The organism is Flavobacterium aquiphilum (assembly GCF_027111335.1).
GTDB lineage: Bacteria > Bacteroidota > Bacteroidia > Flavobacteriales > Flavobacteriaceae > Flavobacterium > Flavobacterium aquiphilum.
The window spans coordinates 465,481-482,347 of sequence record NZ_CP114288.1 but is presented as its reverse complement, the minus strand read 5'-3'; the positions used below and the strand labels follow the sequence as shown (position 1 = coordinate 482,347).

Annotated in this window: 16 protein-coding genes and 1 tRNA gene; 9 read left to right on the top strand and 8 right to left on the bottom strand. The window is 31.3% G+C overall.

The genetic code is table 11. The features are described 5' to 3' along the window. Positions 1–6: 6 nt before the first annotated feature. Together rpiB and OZP12_RS01870 are read right to left on the bottom strand one after the other, a co-directional pair. The gene (gene rpiB, locus OZP12_RS01875; RefSeq protein WP_281227364.1) at positions 7–435 is read right to left on the bottom strand and encodes a ribose 5-phosphate isomerase B; all 429 of its coding nucleotides are present in this window, start codon (positions 433–435) and stop codon (positions 7–9) included. A 927-nt stretch (positions 436–1,362) separates the two neighbouring features. Then, complete coding sequence (locus OZP12_RS01870) at positions 1,363–1,596, bottom strand: DUF2007 domain-containing protein (RefSeq protein WP_281227363.1); 234 nt, start codon at positions 1,594–1,596, stop codon at positions 1,363–1,365. A 106-nt stretch (positions 1,597–1,702) separates the two neighbouring features. Here OZP12_RS01870 and rnr point away from each other — a divergent pair, with 106 nt between their 5' ends. The 3 genes from rnr to OZP12_RS01855 all read left to right on the top strand — a co-directional run bounded on the left by rnr (position 1,703) and on the right by OZP12_RS01855 (position 5,346). Next, positions 1,703–3,883, top strand: a complete 2,181-nt coding sequence (gene rnr / locus OZP12_RS01865; RefSeq protein WP_281227362.1) for a ribonuclease R — start codon at positions 1,703–1,705, stop codon at positions 3,881–3,883. 93 nt (positions 3,884–3,976) lie between these two features. Beyond that, positions 3,977–4,642 carry a head GIN domain-containing protein gene (locus OZP12_RS01860; RefSeq protein ID WP_281227361.1) on the top strand — a complete coding sequence of 222 codons (666 nt, stop codon included), beginning with the start codon at positions 3,977–3,979 and terminating at the stop codon, positions 4,640–4,642. A gap of 26 nt (positions 4,643–4,668) precedes the next feature. Next, the gene (locus OZP12_RS01855) at positions 4,669–5,346 is read left to right on the top strand and encodes a LysE family translocator (protein ID WP_281227360.1); all 678 of its coding nucleotides are present in this window, start codon (positions 4,669–4,671) and stop codon (positions 5,344–5,346) included. Between the two features lie 235 nt (positions 5,347–5,581). Here OZP12_RS01855 and OZP12_RS01850 read toward each other — a convergent pair. From OZP12_RS01850 to OZP12_RS01835, 4 genes are all read right to left on the bottom strand, one after another. After that, positions 5,582–5,652 (bottom strand) — tRNA-Cys (locus OZP12_RS01850). An 84-nt stretch (positions 5,653–5,736) separates the two neighbouring features. Further along, positions 5,737–6,105 carry a dihydroneopterin aldolase gene (gene folB, locus OZP12_RS01845; protein WP_281227359.1) on the bottom strand — a complete coding sequence of 123 codons (369 nt, stop codon included), beginning with the start codon at positions 6,103–6,105 and terminating at the stop codon, positions 5,737–5,739. Between the two features lie 2 nt (positions 6,106–6,107). After that, the gene (locus tag OZP12_RS01840) at positions 6,108–6,407 is read right to left on the bottom strand and encodes a type II toxin-antitoxin system RelE/ParE family toxin (protein ID WP_281227358.1); all 300 of its coding nucleotides are present in this window, start codon (positions 6,405–6,407) and stop codon (positions 6,108–6,110) included. Continuing rightward, positions 6,397–6,615 carry a hypothetical protein gene (locus OZP12_RS01835; protein WP_281227357.1) on the bottom strand — a complete coding sequence of 73 codons (219 nt, stop codon included), beginning with the start codon at positions 6,613–6,615 and terminating at the stop codon, positions 6,397–6,399. The genes OZP12_RS01840 and OZP12_RS01835 overlap by 11 nt, the downstream gene beginning before the upstream one ends. A gap of 106 nt (positions 6,616–6,721) precedes the next feature. Between OZP12_RS01835 and OZP12_RS01830 the strand changes: the two genes are divergently transcribed. The 4 genes from OZP12_RS01830 to OZP12_RS01815 all read left to right on the top strand — a co-directional run bounded on the left by OZP12_RS01830 (position 6,722) and on the right by OZP12_RS01815 (position 10,350). Further along, positions 6,722–8,818 (top strand): glutamine--tRNA ligase/YqeY domain fusion protein, encoded by a 2,097-nt coding sequence (locus tag OZP12_RS01830; protein WP_281227356.1) that lies wholly within the window; start codon positions 6,722–6,724, stop codon positions 8,816–8,818. Between the two features lie 576 nt (positions 8,819–9,394). Beyond that, positions 9,395–9,730: a YtxH domain-containing protein gene (locus OZP12_RS01825; RefSeq protein ID WP_281227355.1), complete on the top strand. Its 336-nt coding sequence runs from the start codon at positions 9,395–9,397 to the stop codon at positions 9,728–9,730. A gap of 12 nt (positions 9,731–9,742) precedes the next feature. Continuing rightward, a complete protein-coding gene (locus OZP12_RS01820) occupies positions 9,743–10,093 on the top strand; it encodes a competence protein (protein ID WP_281227354.1) in 351 nt (116 codons plus the stop codon). Positions 10,094–10,095: 2 nt separating this feature from the next. Beyond that, on the top strand, positions 10,096–10,350 hold the full coding sequence (locus tag OZP12_RS01815; RefSeq protein WP_281227353.1) for a DUF6327 family protein: 255 nt from the start codon (positions 10,096–10,098) through the stop codon (positions 10,348–10,350). A gap of 28 nt (positions 10,351–10,378) precedes the next feature. Here the strand turns inward: OZP12_RS01815 and OZP12_RS01810 are convergent, their stop codons facing one another. Both OZP12_RS01810 and gltX read right to left on the bottom strand, forming a co-directional pair. Then, on the bottom strand, positions 10,379–11,362 hold the full coding sequence (locus OZP12_RS01810) for an SPFH domain-containing protein (RefSeq protein ID WP_281227352.1): 984 nt from the start codon (positions 11,360–11,362) through the stop codon (positions 10,379–10,381). 91 nt (positions 11,363–11,453) lie between these two features. Beyond that, positions 11,454–12,965 carry a glutamate--tRNA ligase gene (gene gltX / locus OZP12_RS01805; protein WP_281227351.1) on the bottom strand — a complete coding sequence of 504 codons (1,512 nt, stop codon included), beginning with the start codon at positions 12,963–12,965 and terminating at the stop codon, positions 11,454–11,456. 147 nt (positions 12,966–13,112) lie between these two features. Between gltX and OZP12_RS01800 the strand changes: the two genes are divergently transcribed. Both OZP12_RS01800 and ybeY read left to right on the top strand, forming a co-directional pair. After that, positions 13,113–16,445 carry a DUF4175 family protein gene (locus tag OZP12_RS01800; protein ID WP_281227350.1) on the top strand — a complete coding sequence of 1,111 codons (3,333 nt, stop codon included), beginning with the start codon at positions 13,113–13,115 and terminating at the stop codon, positions 16,443–16,445. Next, positions 16,442–16,861, top strand: coding sequence for an rRNA maturation RNase YbeY (ybeY, locus tag OZP12_RS01795; protein ID WP_281227349.1), 420 nt, complete (start codon positions 16,442–16,444; stop codon positions 16,859–16,861). Before OZP12_RS01800 ends, ybeY begins: the two co-directional genes overlap by 4 nt. The last annotated feature ends 6 nt before the right edge of the window (positions 16,862–16,867 follow it).

Below are 16,867 nucleotides of genomic sequence, written 5' to 3'. Positions count from 1 at the left end.
AATATTTTAGCAGCTTATTTTATCAACTCTGTTTTGGTGTCTTCCTCCTTCAAATTCGGTATTCAAAAAAGTATCAACAATCTCAATTGCCTGTTGGATAGAAGTATAACGGGCTGGAATACTAACAATGTTAGCATCGTTATGCAAACGGGTCAAATAAGCAATTTCTTTAATCCAACATAAACCTGCTCTCACTTTTGGATGCTTGTTTACTGTCATGGCGATACCGTTTCCTGAACCACAAATCACGATTCCAAAATCTGCTTTTCCTTCAGAAACATCATTTGCAACAGGATGCCCAAAATCAGGGTAATCTACAGATGCATCTGTGTCGGTTCCGTAATTGGTTACCTGATGTCCTTTTGATTCTAAATATTGGACTATGGCTTTTTTATAATCTGGTCCGGCGTGGTCGTTCCCTATCGAAATTTTCATTTTTTTTGTATTAGATTTTTTTGCACTGCAAATTTAACCAATCTATTTTAGATATAAACCATAAAAAAGTGATTAGAAAATAGTGATTTCTGATTAATTGTTAGTTATTCACATTTTATAAAAGCTAACAATTAATCTCAAAAAAAGAACAGTCAAAAGCTTATTACTTTAACTTATTGATAATAAGATTTTTTTAAGGTTATTAATATTTTCATAAAAACATAATAGTCTGCAAATCAATAGGCAGAATATAATTTTAATGTTAAATTTTTGTAGTGTTAATACCAAAACGTAAATACTTGATATTCAGATAACTTTAAATTAACACAAAATGTTTATAACTTTAAATAGATTTTTAGAAGTTTTTTGGATTTGTAAACAAAAAATAAGTAATCCAAAACCTATATTTAAAATCCAAATAAAGTTTGAGGAATTTTTGGAAAAGTTATCAATATCAAAAATTAGATTTTCAACAACTATCAACATGTCAACTTATCTACAAAAACAAATCATTTTTAGTTGTCAACGGTTGTTAATTAAAATACAAAATATCTTATAAATAAGCATTTTATATAAAAATAACTATGTTAATAACTCGGTATAAATAAGTAAAACGAGATTTCAAGGACTTTCAAAAAAAATTTATTTGACATATTAACAAGCTATAATAACAATCAATTTTTTTAAAATTTTAAAAATTCTTTTTTGTTGTATTTAATATATGTTGACAACTTTGAAATTTGAAAACAAAAAAATTTAAAAAGGATTCTGTTTCTTCAAAAGTTTTTTTCTTTTCTGCTACTGCTGTTGTTTTGCAGAATTTGCGTGAGGGATGGCAGTGGAGCTCTCCCGATTTTTCATCGGGAAGCGGGAACGTACAGCCCGACCCTTGTGGTCACGCCCAAAAAAATATTGATTTGAAAAATTTTAAACGATGCGAAGTTTGGAATTCAAGTTGTCCAAGATTTCCTGAACTTGTTCAAAATCGTTTGGGTGTACTTTGAGTTGGATTCCGCCGTAGGCAAAGGCTGCCAATGGATCGATGGAGATAATGTTTTCGTTTTCGAAAAAATAATGAATTTCTTGCTGGTCCAAAATATGTCTGAGAACCACAATTTCATGCGGAAAATTAAAAATAGCTATCGTTTTAAAGCCTTTCATTTTGAATTTTTTATAAATGTAGTAAAGATATTATTAGTTTAAAAAGCTTCGAGAACACGGAATAGTGAATACTATTTTGTAATTTTAAACCTTTAAGAAAAGATACATGGGTAAAAAATTAAGAAAGCCGATAAAGAAAGGTAAAGATTTCTCAGATAAAATTATAAAAATATTATCGAAAAGTGCCAATAAATCCTTTAATTATAAGCAAATAGCCGCGAAATTAGAAGTAGATGACACCCAAAGCCGCAACCAAATCATAAAAGATTTAAAGATTTTGGCAGCATCCAAAAAAATTATAGAATCCGAACCGGGAAAATATTTAATAAAGGCAATTAGTAAAGACTATTACGAAGGAACGATCGATATGACCGGTCGTAAAAGTGCGTATTTCATTTGTCCTGAATTCGAAGAAGATATCTTTATTCCGAGCAATAATTTGAATCACGCTTTGGATAAAGATACCGTAAAAGTTTATGTTTATAACAAAAGAAGCGGCAGAAGGGCAGAAGGTGAAGTAGTTGAAATAGTAGAAAGATATAAAACTGATTTCGTTGGAGTTATTGATATTCAAAAGAATTTCTCTTTTGTATCGACTGCCAATCCGAAAATGTACACCGATATTTTTATTCCAAAAGATAAAATAGGAGAGGCCGAACAAGGAGATGTAGTTTTGGTTCATATTGAAGATTGGCCTGCAAGAGCTGATAGTCCTTTTGGAAAAGTGGTGAAAGTCCTTGGAAAACCCGGTGAGCACGATACCGAAATTCATGCGATTTTAGCCGAATATGGTTTACCTGCCGAATTCCCGATAGAAGTGGAGACATTTGCTCAAAAAATTGATACTTCGATCTCTGAAAGTGAAATAGCCAAGCGTCGCGATATGCGTGATACGCTGACTTTTACGATTGACCCGAAAGATGCGAAGGATTTTGATGATGCATTGTCTTTCAAAAAGTTAGAAAACGGTAATTACGAAATAGGAGTTCATATTGCGGATGTTTCGCATTATTTGGAAGAAGGAACAATACTTGATGATGAAGCCTATCAAAGAGCAACATCTGTTTATTTGGTGGATAGGGTAGTGCCTATGTTACCTGAAGTTCTTTCGAATTTTGCCTGTTCGTTACGTCCTCAGGAAGAGAAATACACATTCTCGGCTATTTTTGAAATTACCGAAAATTGTCAAGTTGTGAATCAATGGTTTGGAAGAACAGTAATCTTTTCGGATCAACGATTTGCTTATGAAGAAGCACAGTATATTATTGAAACCAAAGACAATACTATACCGGTTGAAATTTCAATTACCGGAAGTTCCTATGTTGTTTCGGACGAAATTGTCGAAGCCACGCTGAAAATGGATCAGTTAGCCAAAATCTTCCGAAAAAGAAGAATGAACGAAGGTGCTATTTCTTTTGACAAAGTCGAAGTAAAATTCAATTTGGATCAAGAAGGAGAACCAGAAGGAGTTTATTTTAAAATAGCTAAAGACGCCAACCATCTGATTGAAGAATTCATGTTATTGGCGAATAGAAAAGTGGCTGAATTCATTGGAAAACAAAAGAAGACATTTGTTTATAGGATTCACGATGAGCCAAATGAGGATAAATTAATAGCGATGCAAACTGTTATTTCTAAGTTTGGTTATAAAATAGATTTTAGAAATAAAGGCGACATTTCGAAATCATTGAACGCTTTGATGGAAGAAGTAAACGGTAAAAAAGAGCAAAATCTAATTGATACGTTGGCCATCCGATCGATGAGTAAAGCCAAATATTCTACGGATAATATTGGTCATTATGGATTGGCTTTTGATTATTATTCGCATTTTACATCGCCTATTCGTAGATATCCGGATGTAATGGTTCACCGTTTATTGCAGTACTATTTGGATGGTGGAAAATCGGTTGATGAAGAAACGTATGAAACTAAATGTTTGCATTCATCAACTATGGAAGGTTTGGCTACCAATGCCGAGAGGGATTCTATAAAATACATGCAGGTAAAATACATGCAAAATCATAATGATCAGGAATTTTTAGGTGTAATTTCCGGGGTTACCGAATGGGGAATTTATGTTGAAATTGTAGAAAATAAATGTGAAGGTATGGTAAGGGCCCGCGAAATTAAAGAGGATTATTATACTTTCGACGAAAAACAATATGCTTTGGTCGGTGCAAATTCCAATCGATTATTACAACTTGGCGATGAAATTTATGTAACTGTAAAAAATGCCGATTTGGTCAAAAAACAATTGGATTTCAATTTTATAAGAAGAAATGAATAATTTTTTCATAGTTACTAAGTTGCTGAGTTTTTAGTATAAAGCTTGGAAATTTGTAGCTTATAATTTTTTTCTAAACAATTAATTTTTTAAAACATGAAAACAATAATTTCGGTTGTATTTGTTTTTCTTGCTCAATTCACTTTTGCACAAACCACTATAGCTCTTGGGGATTTTGATGATTTAAAAGTGTTTGATAAATTGAGTGTCACTTTAATAGCTTCTAATGAAAATAAAGCTGAAATTAGTGGGACAGAGCAAAGTAAAGTAGAAATTGTCAATAAAAATGGGCTTTTGAAAATAAGAATGCCTTTGACAAAGATGATGTCCGGTAATGAGGCCAAAGTAACTTTATATTTCAAAAGAATCCATTCAATAGATGCTAATGAAGGTAGCGTTGTAACTTGTGCCGATATTTTTAAACAAACTTCTTTGGATTTAAGTACACAGGAAGGCGCCAAGATCACTGTAGCTGTTGATGTAGATAGAGCTGCAATTAAGGCTTTTTCAGGAGGGATTGTTGCTGTAACAGGTAAAGCTATCACTCAAACAGTTTCCATTAATTCTGGAGGTGCTTATAAAGGCAAAGATTTGGAAACCTCCCAAACAATCGTAAGCATATCTGCAGGAGGAAGTGCCGATGTACATGCGACTACACTTGTTGATGCCAAAGTAAAAGCAGGAGGTACCATTTTTGTTTATGGAAAACCAAAGGAATTAAAACAGGAAACACTTATGGGTGGAACTGTAGTTCAGAAATAATAAATAATTTTTAAAGTTATTTTTTAATGATAAACGATGTTTTAATGGGGGTTCCGTGGGGAGTCCTTTTGAGTTTTATGATTGGCCCTGTGTTTTTTATTTTGCTTGAAACAAGTATAATTAAGGGATTTAGAGCTGCATTAGTTTTTGATTTAGGTGTTGTTTTAGGAGATGTTTTTTTTATAACAATTGCTTATTTAGGAAGTTATAGATTGATTTCGAGTTTAAATGATAATTCGTCCTTGTTCATTTTTGGAGGTTTTATTATGATGGCATATGGTTTTATTTCTTTTCTTGGAATCAAAAAAGAAAAGAGGGTAAATACAAAAACAATCGATAATGAAATCATCAAAAAAAATTACCTCGGACTACTTGTCAAAGGTTTCTTTTTAAATATAATAAACATTGGAGTTTTGGGTTTTTGGTTAGCTGTAATTATTTCGGTAGGTCCAAAATTAGAAATGGAAACCTCAAGGGTATTGACTTTTTTTGTTTCTGTAATTGTAACTTATTTATCTATTGATTGTATAAAAATCGTCTTGGCTAAACAATTGAAACATAAAATGACCCCAACCAATATTTATAAAATTAAAAGAGGAATCAGTGTTGTTTTGATGATTTTTGGATTTGCCTTAATATTTCAAGGTTGGTTTCCCAAAGAAAAACAAATGGTAAAAAATGCTTTTGAAAAGATTGAAAAGTAGTTTGTTAATAATTAAAATTTCATAAAAAAACCTCTGATTTTCAGAGGTTTTTTTATGAAATTTTATAATAAAACATTTTGTGTAAAACAATATGTAGTAGAGATGCACTGCAGTGCATCTCTACGTCTGTGAGGAAAAACATATTTTTAATCGTCCGGATTAGAACATTAAATTTACCTTATTTTTTCTAAAAATAGAACATAAAAAAACCTCTAAATTGTTTTAGAGGTTTTTGAGGCATCGTCCGGATTCGAACCGGAGTAGGAGCTTTTGCAGAGCCCAGCCTAGCCGCTCGGCCACGACGCCATTGTTTAACGGATGGCAAAAGTAACTCAAAATTTTAAAGTTTAAAAGTTTAGAGCTAACTTTTTTCTATTTTTTATTACAAAGTTATAAATTGAAATAACGTTCTTCTTCCATTTCTATGGTAACGGCTTCAACATCACCGCCTATAGGAGGATTTATTTTTGAAACTGCAACTTTGATTTTTGAAACAGTTTCGAGTTCTGCCAAGGCCCTATCGATAATTCTTTTGGCTACATGTTCAAGTAAATTGGAACGGATTGCCATTTCTTCAACCACAATTTTATTCAAATGAACGTAATCTACGGTATCATTTAGGTTATCAGACTCTGCAGAATGTTTCAAATTGGTTTTAATTTCCAAATCCACACTGTAATCCGACCCAATTTTTCCTTCTTCGATTAAACAACCGTGATAGGAAAAAGTTCGGATGTTTTTTAATCTTATTGTTCCCATTTTTAAAATTTTATTCTTGTTATATTTGGATCTTGGTAATTTGAAGTTATAGCTAATATATAAACTGTTTTTTCGTTTTCATCTATACTGAAATGAATTGAATATGGGAATTTATTAAAACGTAATACCCTTATCTCATTATATTTTATTTCAAAAAAAGGAAATGAATTTAATGTATTTAGTTGATTTTCATAATCTAAAAGAAACCTTTTTCCTAAATTATTTTGTAAATTATTATAATAAAAAATGGCTTCTTCAATTTCTAATTCAGCTCTTTTTTGGATTATCACTTTATAATCCATATTTTTTTTTAAGTTTATTTAAGGATTCTTTCGCATCAATATAATCTTCTGGCTTAGAATTTTTAAGACGTTCTAAAACTATTTCTTGTTGCCATAGTGGAACTTCATTTTCTCCATTTTCATCGATAGAAACATCAGGAATATGTTTAAAAAAACTGATAAAAGTTTCATAAAAATCATCCGGTATTGTAACAGTTAGCTGTCTCATAACTTTAAGTATTTAGACAAAATTACGAATAAATTTAATTTAAAGTCTATTATCTTAATTCCTAATATCTGTCTTGTATTTTTTATCTTTGCTAAAATTTTAAAAAATGGCATCAGAAGAGAAATCACTTCATTTTATTGAACAAATCATAGAAGACAGTTTAGCAAACGGTTTTCCACAAAATAAATTACGCTTTCGTTTTCCACCAGAACCTAATGGGTATTTACACATTGGACACGCTAAATCAATTTGTCTTAATTTTGGTTTGGGTTTAAAATACAATGCGCCTGTAAATTTACGATTTGATGATACTAATCCGGCCAAAGAGGAACAGGAATATGTAGATGCTATTAAAGAAGATTTGCAATGGTTAGGGTTTAATTGGGCTGAGGAACGATATGCTTCTGATTATTTTCAGCAGTTGTATGATTGGGCAATTTTGTTAATTAAAAAAGGCAAAGCCTATGTTGATAGTCAATCATCTGAAGATATGGCTGCTCAAAAAGGAACGCCAACTCAACCTGGCGTTGATGGACCTTACAGAAACCGTTCTATTGAAGAAAATTTAGCTCTTTTTGAAGGAATGAAAAATGGCGATTATCCTGAAGGAAGCCATGTTTTAAGAGCGAAAATTGATATGGCATCTTCAAATATGTTGATGCGTGATCCTTTGATGTACAGAATATTACACCGTCATCACCATAGAACCGGTAATGAATGGAATATTTATCCAATGTATGATTTTGCGCATGGTGAAAGTGATTATATTGAGCAAATTTCACATTCAATTTGTACTTTGGAATTTGTGATGCACCGCGAATTATATGATTGGTTTTTGGAACAAATCTATGATGAAAATCAAGTAAAGCCGAATCAATATGAGTTTGCTCGTTTGAACTTGAACTATACTGTAATGAGTAAGCGAAAGCTCTTGCAATTGGTTCAGGAAAATATCGTAAATGGTTGGGATGATCCTAGAATGCCTACTATTTCGGGTTTAAGAAGACGTGGTTATACAGCAGCTTCTATTCGTAAATTCTGCGAAGTAATTGGTGTTGCGAAGCGTGAAAATATTATTGATATTTCGCTTTTGGATTTTTGTTTACGTGAGGATTTAAACAAAACGGCTCCAAGGGTTATGGCGGTTTTGGATCCTGTTAAAGTAGTAATTACCAATTATCCTGAAGGGGTAGAGGAGCTGCTTGATGCCGAAAATAATCAAGAAGATGAATCGGCAGGTTATAGAAAAGTTCCTTTTTCCCGTGAATTATACATCGAAAGAGATGATTTCCTTGAAGTGGCTCCGGCAAAGTTTTTCCGTTTAAGTATTGGAAATGAAGTGCGTCTTAAAAATGGTTATATTATTAAAGGAGAGAGTGTTACCAAAGATTCAAAAGGTAATATCACTGAGATTAAAGTTACTTACGATCCGGATTCAAGAAGCGGAAGTGGGAGCGAGGCAAGTCAACGAAAAGTGGCAGGGACTTTGCATTGGGTTGCGGTGAAAACTGCTGTTGAAGCCGAAGTTCGTTTGTATGATCGTTTGTTTATTGATGAAGCACCGGACAGCCATAAAGAGAAAAGTTTCCTTGATTTTATGAACTCAGCTTCGTTACAAATTGTGAAAGGTTTTGTAGAGCCAAGTTTATCTGAAGCTAAAATCGGTGAACATTTCCAATTTCAACGTTTGGGTTATTTTGTTGTTGATAAAGATGCAACTAGTTCAAAATTAGTATTTAACAAAACTGTAGGACTCAAAGATGCATGGGAGGAGAAGGATAAAAAAGAGGCTAATTTGTTGACAAATACTCAAAAAGAAATTAATAAATACGTTAAAGAAAAAGATGATAAAGCAGCTTCGGTACTTTTAAATATTATTGTTGATAACATAAAATCGATCAATAACTTTAGTTTGCTTTGTCAAACTTTGGTTAAAAATGTGAAGAATGATAATAGCTCTTTATTGTTTGCCAATTTGATTCTGCATTTTTCAGATAAGGTAAAAACGAATGATATTGATGTTGAAGTTTTACACAAATTATACAATATGTCTTTGAAAAGCCAGTTGGCAGCAGCACGTGTTTTTGTATTATTGAATATTAAAAGTGATTTAGTTAATAGCCCAATTTTCGAAGGTCAAATTTTAGAGTTGAAGAATGTAGAGAAAAACGAAAAAGTTTTAGAAGTGCTTACTTCAATCTAAAAATTTAAATTATAGTTTTTATCAATTAAAAGTGCTTTTTATAAAGCACTTTTTTATTATATATATTATTGATTAAGTATTTAAAATTTATAATTTTTGATGATTAAAAGTGGCTTTCATAAATTAATTTTAAGAGAAAATTTTAATTTGTTTATATCAATTTATGTTTTTTAAATTTTAGTTAATGAGGTAGCTTTATTTTAAGTTTTGATTAAATTGATCTCTTTTTTATATTTAAAATTTATTTTTATTATTATTATGTTTTAAATAATAGTTTTTATTAATAATAGTTTGTTGCAATTTAATTTATAATATTAATAATTAGTTTATATTATTAATTTTTATAATTAATAATATAAATTTTATAGTTAAAATTTATTAATATAGGCTTTAATAAATGCTTTTTACGGCTGTTTTATTTATTCTTTGAGTCAATATATCAATTTATAATTTAGATTCAGGTAATCGCTTTATTTTAATTTTTGATGTCATTTTCCTTTACTTTAACTGCTTGTTAACATAACTTTGTTGATAAAGTTGTATTTTTATGAGTAGTAACCTTTAAATTCATGTAACATGTCAAATAACACAGGAAATACAATTGTTGCCATTTTGGTAGGTGCAGCTATCGGTGCTGGAATAGGAATTTTGTTTGCACCTGATAAAGGATCAAAAACCAGAGAAAAACTTAAAGATGGTTTTGACGATGCGAAACATAATCTTCAGGATAAATATCATGAAGTGTCCGATAAATTGATTTCGAAAGCAAAGGATTTAATAGGTAAAGACGATGTTGACGGTAATTATCAAAACATAGTTAATTCATTTAGCCATAAGACTGAAGATGTTATTACATTTTTAGAAAACAAATTAGCTGATCTTAAATTAAAAAATGCTAAATTACAGAAGTAAAAAACAGCATCTATGTCTTTTGATAAAATAAAAGAAAACACGGATAACATTCAGGAAGAAGCGCAGGCTTATTTAGAAAAAACTGCAGCCTATTATAAACTATGGGGTTTCAAAGTTGCCATGAAATCAACCACAATGATTTTAAAGTTCGCTTTAATTTTATTGTGTGTTTCTATGGTGTTGTTATTTGGATCTGTCGCAGCTGCTTTAGCTATTGCTTGCTATTTTGATAGTTATGCTACAGGTTTTCTTATTGTTGGTGGGTTTTATTTAGTTGTTACTTTTCTTTTATTTTTAATTAAAGACAAAGTGGTTGAAGGATCAATTTTAGAAAAATTTTCAGAAATCTTTTTTAACGATTAAATATGGAAACAAGAAAATATTCATCGTATGCTGAGATTGAAAAAGATTTGGAGATCTTAAAATTGGAAAAAGAGATCGGATATCAAAAATTGGTTTTAAGTGTTCAAAAAACTAAAGATTCAGTAACACCCGAAAATATTATTAATGGTTTCTTGGAACCTTACAAAATTGAAATTCCAAATACTGTGAGGACAATTTTTAAAGCGGTTTTTCCGTATATTATAAGCTATTTATTAAGCAAAAAAAGAGGCGATTAAGCCTCTTTTTTATTTTGAATAATTTCTATTAAGTTGTTTCAGTTGGTCCTGAAGTATCTGATGGATTAAAGTTTATGTCGGTATTGTTTGGTTTTTTAACTCGTTTACCCTGTTTTTTCATTTCTTCTCCAATCATATTTGATGCGGTAAAGCTTGTTACCATGCTGTTTAGCATATCACTTGCCGCTTGTGGAGAGTTAGGTAACAAAATCAAGTTCGAATTAGTATCAGCTCCAATTGCTTGTAAAGTATCATAGTGTTGAGTAATTACTATCAAAGCTGATGCTTCTTGAGAATTGATTCCAACGTTGTTAAGAACTTCAACGCTTTCTACCAAACCACGGGCAATTTCTCTACGTTGATCTGCAATACCCTGACCTTGAAGTTTTTTACTTTCAGCTTCAGCTTTTGCTTTGGCAACAATTCTAATTCGTTGCGCCTCTGACTCAAACATAGCGGCCGTTTTTTCTCTTTCGGCAGCATTTATGCGGTTCATCGCATTTTTTACTTGAATATCCGGATCAATATCGGTCACCAATGTGTTGATTATGTCATAACCATAAGTTGTCATAGCTTCATTCAATTCACGTTTTACCGCAATCGCAATATCATCTTTACGAACAAAAACGTCATCTAAAATCAATTTTGGAACTTCGGCACGAACTACGTCAAATACATAGGCTGTGATTTGATCATGCGGATATTCTAATTTGTAAAATGCTTCATAAACATGTTCCTGAATTACTTTGAATTGTACAGAAACTTTCATTTTGATGAAAACATTGTCTTTGGTTTGTGTTTCAATAAGAACATCCAATTGTTGAATTTTTAGATTGACACGACCCGCAATTCTATCAATCACCGGAATTTTGAATTGTAAACCGGAATTGCGTACACTTAAAAATTTTCCAAAGCGTTCAATAATAACACTGGTTTGTTGTTTAACGGTAAAAAATGAAGAAAGAAATACAATCAATCCAAGGATGATTATAAAAATTAAAGATGGACCCATAATAAATGTTTTTTAGTTTGTGTATGTTATACGTAAGATTTCCTTTAAAGTTACAAAATAAAAAAGCTCCCAAAATTGGGAGCTTTTTGTCTTATAATGTTTCAATTGCTTTTTGTATTCTAGCTATTGTTTCTTCTTTGCCAATGACTTCAACAATGTCAAATAGGTGAGGGCCTTTGAGCGCTCCAACCAAACTTAATCGGAACGGTTGCATTACTTTCCCCATTCCAATTTCATTTTTAGTCATCCAATCTTTCACTATTGTTTCAATATTTAATGAAGTAAAATCTGCTATTTCTTCAATTACTGATATTAGTTCCTGCATTAAAGCTGGTGTTTCAGCTTTCCAGTTTTTGCTTGCTTTTTCATCGTAAGTTGTTGGAGCAACAAAAAAGAAGTCACTCATTTCCCAAAACTCTGAAACAAAGTGTGCTCTGTCTTTGATCAACGAAACAATTTTAGTCATTTCGTTTAAAGAATACTGTTTATCAAGTTTTTTTGATTTAATAACTTTTCCAAATTCTTCCGCTAAAATAGTATCTTGTTTGTGTATCAGGTACTGGTGATTGAACCATTTGTTTTTCTCCGGATCAAATTTAGCTCCTGATTTATGAACTCTTTTCAAATCAAAAGCTTCTGTTAATTCTTCCAAAGTAAAAAGTTCTTTATCGGTTCCATCGTTCCAACCCAATAAAGCCAGGAAGTTTATAACTGTTTCTGGGAAAAATCCTTTTTCTCTGTATCCAGATGAAATACCTTCTTCGGTTTTCCATTCTAGTGGGAATACTGGGAATCCCATTTTATCTCCGTCACGTTTCGATAATTTTCCGTTTCCAACTGGTTTTAATATCAATGGTAAATGTGCAAATTCTGGTGCTTCCCACCCAAATGCGCGGTACAACATTACGTGTAACGGCATTGATGGTAACCATTCTTCTCCACGAATAACGTGTGAAGTTTCCATTAAATGATCATCAACGATATTAGCCAAATGGTAGGTTGGCATTCCGTCACTTTTGAATAAAACTTTATCATCTAAAAGACTTGTTTCAAATTTTACGTCTCCACGAATAATATCCTGTAGATGTAAAGTTTCATTTACTGGAGTTTTAAAACGGATAACGTAATCTTCATTATTTGCAATTCTTTTAGCTGTTTCTTCTTTTGTTATAACTAAAGAAGTATCTAATTTTTCACGATTGTGATGGTTGTAAATGAATGTTTTTCCTTCCGCTTCATGTTGTTTTCTATGTGCATCCAAAGCTTCAGCAGTGTCAAAAGCATAGTAGGCATTGCCAGATTCAATTAATTGATCAGCATATTGTTTGTAAAGATGTTTTCTTTCACTTTGTCTGTATGGTCCAAATTTTTCATTCTTTCCAACAGTTTCTTCTGGAGCAATCCCGAGCCATTCCAAGGATTCCATTATATATTCTTCTGCGATGGGAACAAATCTGTTTTGGTCAGTATCTTCTATTCGTAAATAGAAAGTTCCTCCATTTTTTTTAGCAAATAAATAATTAAATAGAGCGGTACGAACTCCGCCAATATGTAAAGGTCCTGTTGGACTTGGTGCAAAACGCACACGTACTGGTTTAGACATTTTTGTAATTTTTTTGCAAATATACGATTTTCAAATTGTCCTTATCTTTTCTGTAATTTGTGTTTTTGAAGTGCTTTAATATTATGTTTTATTTACCTTTTAGTAAGCATTAAAATTATTACTTTTATTGGTTATTAAATAACTAATATGATAGTTTTGGAAAAATCAAATTCGATACATCAAAAGTTAGAAGCTTTTATAAAGAAGTATTATACAAATGAGTTACTCCGCGGCATTATTTTTTTCGTAGGTCTTGGGTTAATTTATTTTATATTTACGCTCTTTGTTGAGTATTTCCTTTGGTTAAAACCTCAAGGAAGAACACTTTTGTTTTGGATTTTTGTAACTGTAGAGGCTTATTTATTACTGCGTTTTATATTTTTTCCGATTTTTAAAATATTAAAATTTCAAAAAGGAATTGATTACAATCAAGCTTCGATAATTATTGGAAATCATTTTACTGAGGTAAGTGATACATTAACTAATTATTTGCAATTGTCTAATGCTCATAGTTCGGCTCATAGTTCAGAATTATTATTAGCTTCTATTGAGCAAAAAGCGAATTCTTTGCGCCCCGTTCCTTTTGGAAAAGCTATCGATTTTGGAACTAATAGAAAATATTTGCCTTTGGCTGTTTTGCCAATTTTGTTTCTTTCCTTCTTTTTTCTTTCTGGAAATAGCCGAATTATTTCTCAAAGTTTAAATAGAGTAGTACATTTTAATTCAACTTTTATTCCTCCAGCTCCTTTTAGATTTACAGTTTTAAATACTAGTTTGGTAACTGAACAAGGTAAAGATTTTCTTTTACACATAAAATCTGATGGTAGTTTAGTTCCTGAAAATGCTATGATTTTTGTTGGAAATGAAAGTTGTTTTCTTGAGAATATTGGTCCAGGTGAATTTCAATTTAAAATTTCTAAGCCAGTTAATAATGTTTCATTTCATTTAGAAGCTAACAATGTTGTTTCGCCAGATTATGAATTGAAGGTAATTGCTGTTCCAACTATTGCTATTTTTGAAATGGTTTTTGTTTATCCTGCTTATTTAAATTTAAAAAAAGCTGTTGTAAAAGGAACCGGTAACGGAATTATTCCTGAAGGGACTCAAGTTACGTGGAGAATGAACACTAATGCTACTGAAAATGTTGTTTGGAAAAATGATATTCAGGTTATTCCATTTACTAAAAGTGACAATAGTTTTAATTTAACTAAAAATATTATTCAAAATACAGAATATCAAATATTTACATCAAATAATCAAATAAAAAACTTCGAAAAGCTGAATTATCAGTTAAATGTAATTAAAGATCAGTATCCAACTATTAATATCACCAAAGCTCCGGATAGTTTGGGTGTCGAAAGTTCTTATTTTGTTGGACAATTAGCAGATGATTACGGTTTGTCTAAGTTACAAATCGTGTATTATGAATCTGGCAAACCTGCTTCTGCCAAACGTGGAACTATTGCTGTTAAGCATGCTACCTTTGACCAAATTGTTTTTAATTTCCCAAGTAATTTAGAAGTTGAAAAAGGTATTAATTATGATTTCTATTTTGAGGTTTTCGATAACGATGCTATTCATCATTTCAAAAGTTCTCGTTCTATTGTTTTTTCTAATAGAATTTTGTCTGATGAGGAGAAGCAAAGTAAAGCTTTGCAAGAGCAAAATAGCGCTATAAACAGTTTGCAAAAAACTTTATTGAAGCAAGATAAACAGTTTTCCGAGATGGAAAAGTTGCAACAGACAAATAAAGAAAAGGAAAGTCTTGATTTTAATGACCGTCAAAAGATCAATAATTTTATTAAGCAACAACAAGTTCAAAATGATTTGATGAAGGAGTATGCTAATAAAATGAAGAATAATTTTGATAAGTCCAATCCTCAACAGAAAGATGAAACGAAAGAATTATTACAAAAGAGATTTGAGAATACGGATAAAGAATTAGATAAAAACAAGAAGTTATTAGATGAACTAAATGAGTTAAATAATAAAATTAAGGATGAAGATTTCATTGATAAAATTGATAAGTTAAAACAGAATAGTAAAAGTCAAAACAAGAATTTGGCTCAATTAGTTGAGCTTACTAAGCGTTATTATGTTGAAAAAAAGGCTGAACAATTAGCTGAAAAACTTGATAAATTATCTCAAAAAGAAGACAAGTTATCGGAGAATGAAAAAGGAAATTCTGTTGAAGAGCAAAAGAAATTGACGGATGAGTTTGATAAAATTCGTGAGGAATTGAAACAATTGGATAAGGATAATGAAGAATTGAAATCTCCTATGGATATTCCTTCTGATTCAGATAAAGAGAAAAGTATTAAGGACGATCTTAATAAAGCTAATTCAGATTTGCAAAATAATAATAAATCTAAAGCAAAACAGAATCAAAAGAGCGCTTCCAAAAAGATGAAAGAAATGTCCAAGGCTATGGAGATGGCTATGGAAGCTTCCAGCAAAGATCAAATAGAAGAGGATGTTAAAATGTTGCGTCAAATTTTGGATAATCTCTTAGCTTATTCTTTTTCTCAGGAAGATGTAATGAATCAATTTAAGTCCATAAGAGCAGGTTCTCCATCTTTTGGTAAGTATATAAGAAGCCAACAAAATTTAAAATCTCAGTTCAAACATATAGATGATAGTTTGTTTGCTTTGTCTTTGCGTCAACCTAAAATAGCTGAATCTGTTACCAAAGAAATCGCAAATGTGCAATACAATATAGATAAATCTCTTGAAAGTTTTACCGATTCTCAGCTTCAACGAGGATTATCTCAACAGCAATATGCTATTTCTTCAGCAAATAAACTAGCTGATTTATTGAGTGATTCGTTAAACAGTATGCAGATGCAAATGTCAATGTCGGGTTCTAGTGGTGGAAAACCAAAACCTGGTCAAGGTTCTGGTATGCAATTACCAGACATAATAAAAAAACAAAGTGAATTGAGTGATAAGATGAAGCAGGGAATGAAACCGGGCGATAAACCAGGGGAAGGCAATAAGCCAGGTGATAGTAAAAATAAAGGTTCCCAGTCTGGAAAAGGTAATCAAAATAGTGAGTCTGGCGAAGATGGGGAAGGTGATGCAAAAGCTACTATGGATATTTATAAAGAACAAAAGCAATTACGAGAAGCACTGCAAGATGAGTTAAATAAAAAGGGTATTGGTAACAATGGACAGAATGCCATTGAGCAAATGAAACAGTTAGAAAAGCAATTATTAAATAAAGGTTTTAATAATGAATCACTGCAGAGAGTAAATAATATAAAACAGGAACTTTTGAAGTTGGACACTGCGATTCGTTTGCAAGGCGAAGATCCTAAGCGTCAATCTGAAACAAATACTAAGAGTTTTACAAATCAGGCAAGTCCGCTTCCTAAGTCACTTTCAGATTATTTAAACAGCATCGAAATATTAAATAGACAATCATTACCTTTGCGCTCGAATTTTAATCAAAAAGTTCAAATATATTTCAATAATAAATGATAAATTTTAATTACGAATCAGATTTTATACTGGAGAATGAAGAGGCTATTGCTACTTGGTTGAGTTCAGTTATTGCGTCTGAAAACAAAACAGAAGGTGAAATTAATTATATATTTTGTGATGATGATTATCTGCATCAGATAAATATGGAATACTTAAATCACGATACGTTAACGGATATTATCAGTTTCGATTACACAATGGGTAATGAAATAGGAGGTGATATATTTGTATCAGTTGAAAGAGTTTTGGATAACGCCAAAGATTTCAACGTAACATTCAATGAAGAATTAAAACGTGTATTGGTTCATGGGGTCTTACATTACTGTGGTTACAAAGATAAATCTGAAGAAGATGAAGTTCTGATGCGTAGTAAAGAAGATGAAAAAATAGCTATGTTTCACGTGGAACAATAACTATTA

Bases quoted from the DNA above. Each gene is read 5' to 3' on its own strand.
- ybeY (WP_281227349.1), top strand. From the start codon at position 16,442: ATGATAAATTTTAATTACGAATCAGATTTTATACTGGAGAATGAAGAG.
- folB (WP_281227359.1), bottom strand. From the start codon at position 6,105: ATGGGAACAATAAGATTAAAAAACATCCGAACTTTTTCCTATCACGGT.
- OZP12_RS01815 (WP_281227353.1), top strand. From the start codon at position 10,096: ATGGAAACAAGAAAATATTCATCGTATGCTGAGATTGAAAAAGATTTG.
- OZP12_RS01825 (WP_281227355.1), top strand. From the start codon at position 9,395: ATGTCAAATAACACAGGAAATACAATTGTTGCCATTTTGGTAGGTGCA.
- OZP12_RS01860 (WP_281227361.1), top strand. From the start codon at position 3,977: ATGAAAACAATAATTTCGGTTGTATTTGTTTTTCTTGCTCAATTCACT.
- gltX (WP_281227351.1), bottom strand. From the start codon at position 12,965: ATGTCTAAACCAGTACGTGTGCGTTTTGCACCAAGTCCAACAGGACCT.
- OZP12_RS01820 (WP_281227354.1), top strand. From the start codon at position 9,743: ATGTCTTTTGATAAAATAAAAGAAAACACGGATAACATTCAGGAAGAA.
- OZP12_RS01855 (WP_281227360.1), top strand. From the start codon at position 4,669: ATGATAAACGATGTTTTAATGGGGGTTCCGTGGGGAGTCCTTTTGAGT.
- OZP12_RS01830 (WP_281227356.1), top strand. From the start codon at position 6,722: ATGGCATCAGAAGAGAAATCACTTCATTTTATTGAACAAATCATAGAA.
- OZP12_RS01835 (WP_281227357.1), bottom strand. From the start codon at position 6,615: ATGAGACAGCTAACTGTTACAATACCGGATGATTTTTATGAAACTTTT.
- rpiB (WP_281227364.1), bottom strand. From the start codon at position 435: ATGAAAATTTCGATAGGGAACGACCACGCCGGACCAGATTATAAAAAA.
- OZP12_RS01800 (WP_281227350.1), top strand. From the start codon at position 13,113: ATGATAGTTTTGGAAAAATCAAATTCGATACATCAAAAGTTAGAAGCT.
- OZP12_RS01870 (WP_281227363.1), bottom strand. From the start codon at position 1,596: ATGAAAGGCTTTAAAACGATAGCTATTTTTAATTTTCCGCATGAAATT.
- rnr (WP_281227362.1), top strand. From the start codon at position 1,703: ATGGGTAAAAAATTAAGAAAGCCGATAAAGAAAGGTAAAGATTTCTCA.
- OZP12_RS01840 (WP_281227358.1), bottom strand. From the start codon at position 6,407: ATGGATTATAAAGTGATAATCCAAAAAAGAGCTGAATTAGAAATTGAA.
- OZP12_RS01810 (WP_281227352.1), bottom strand. From the start codon at position 11,362: ATGGGTCCATCTTTAATTTTTATAATCATCCTTGGATTGATTGTATTT.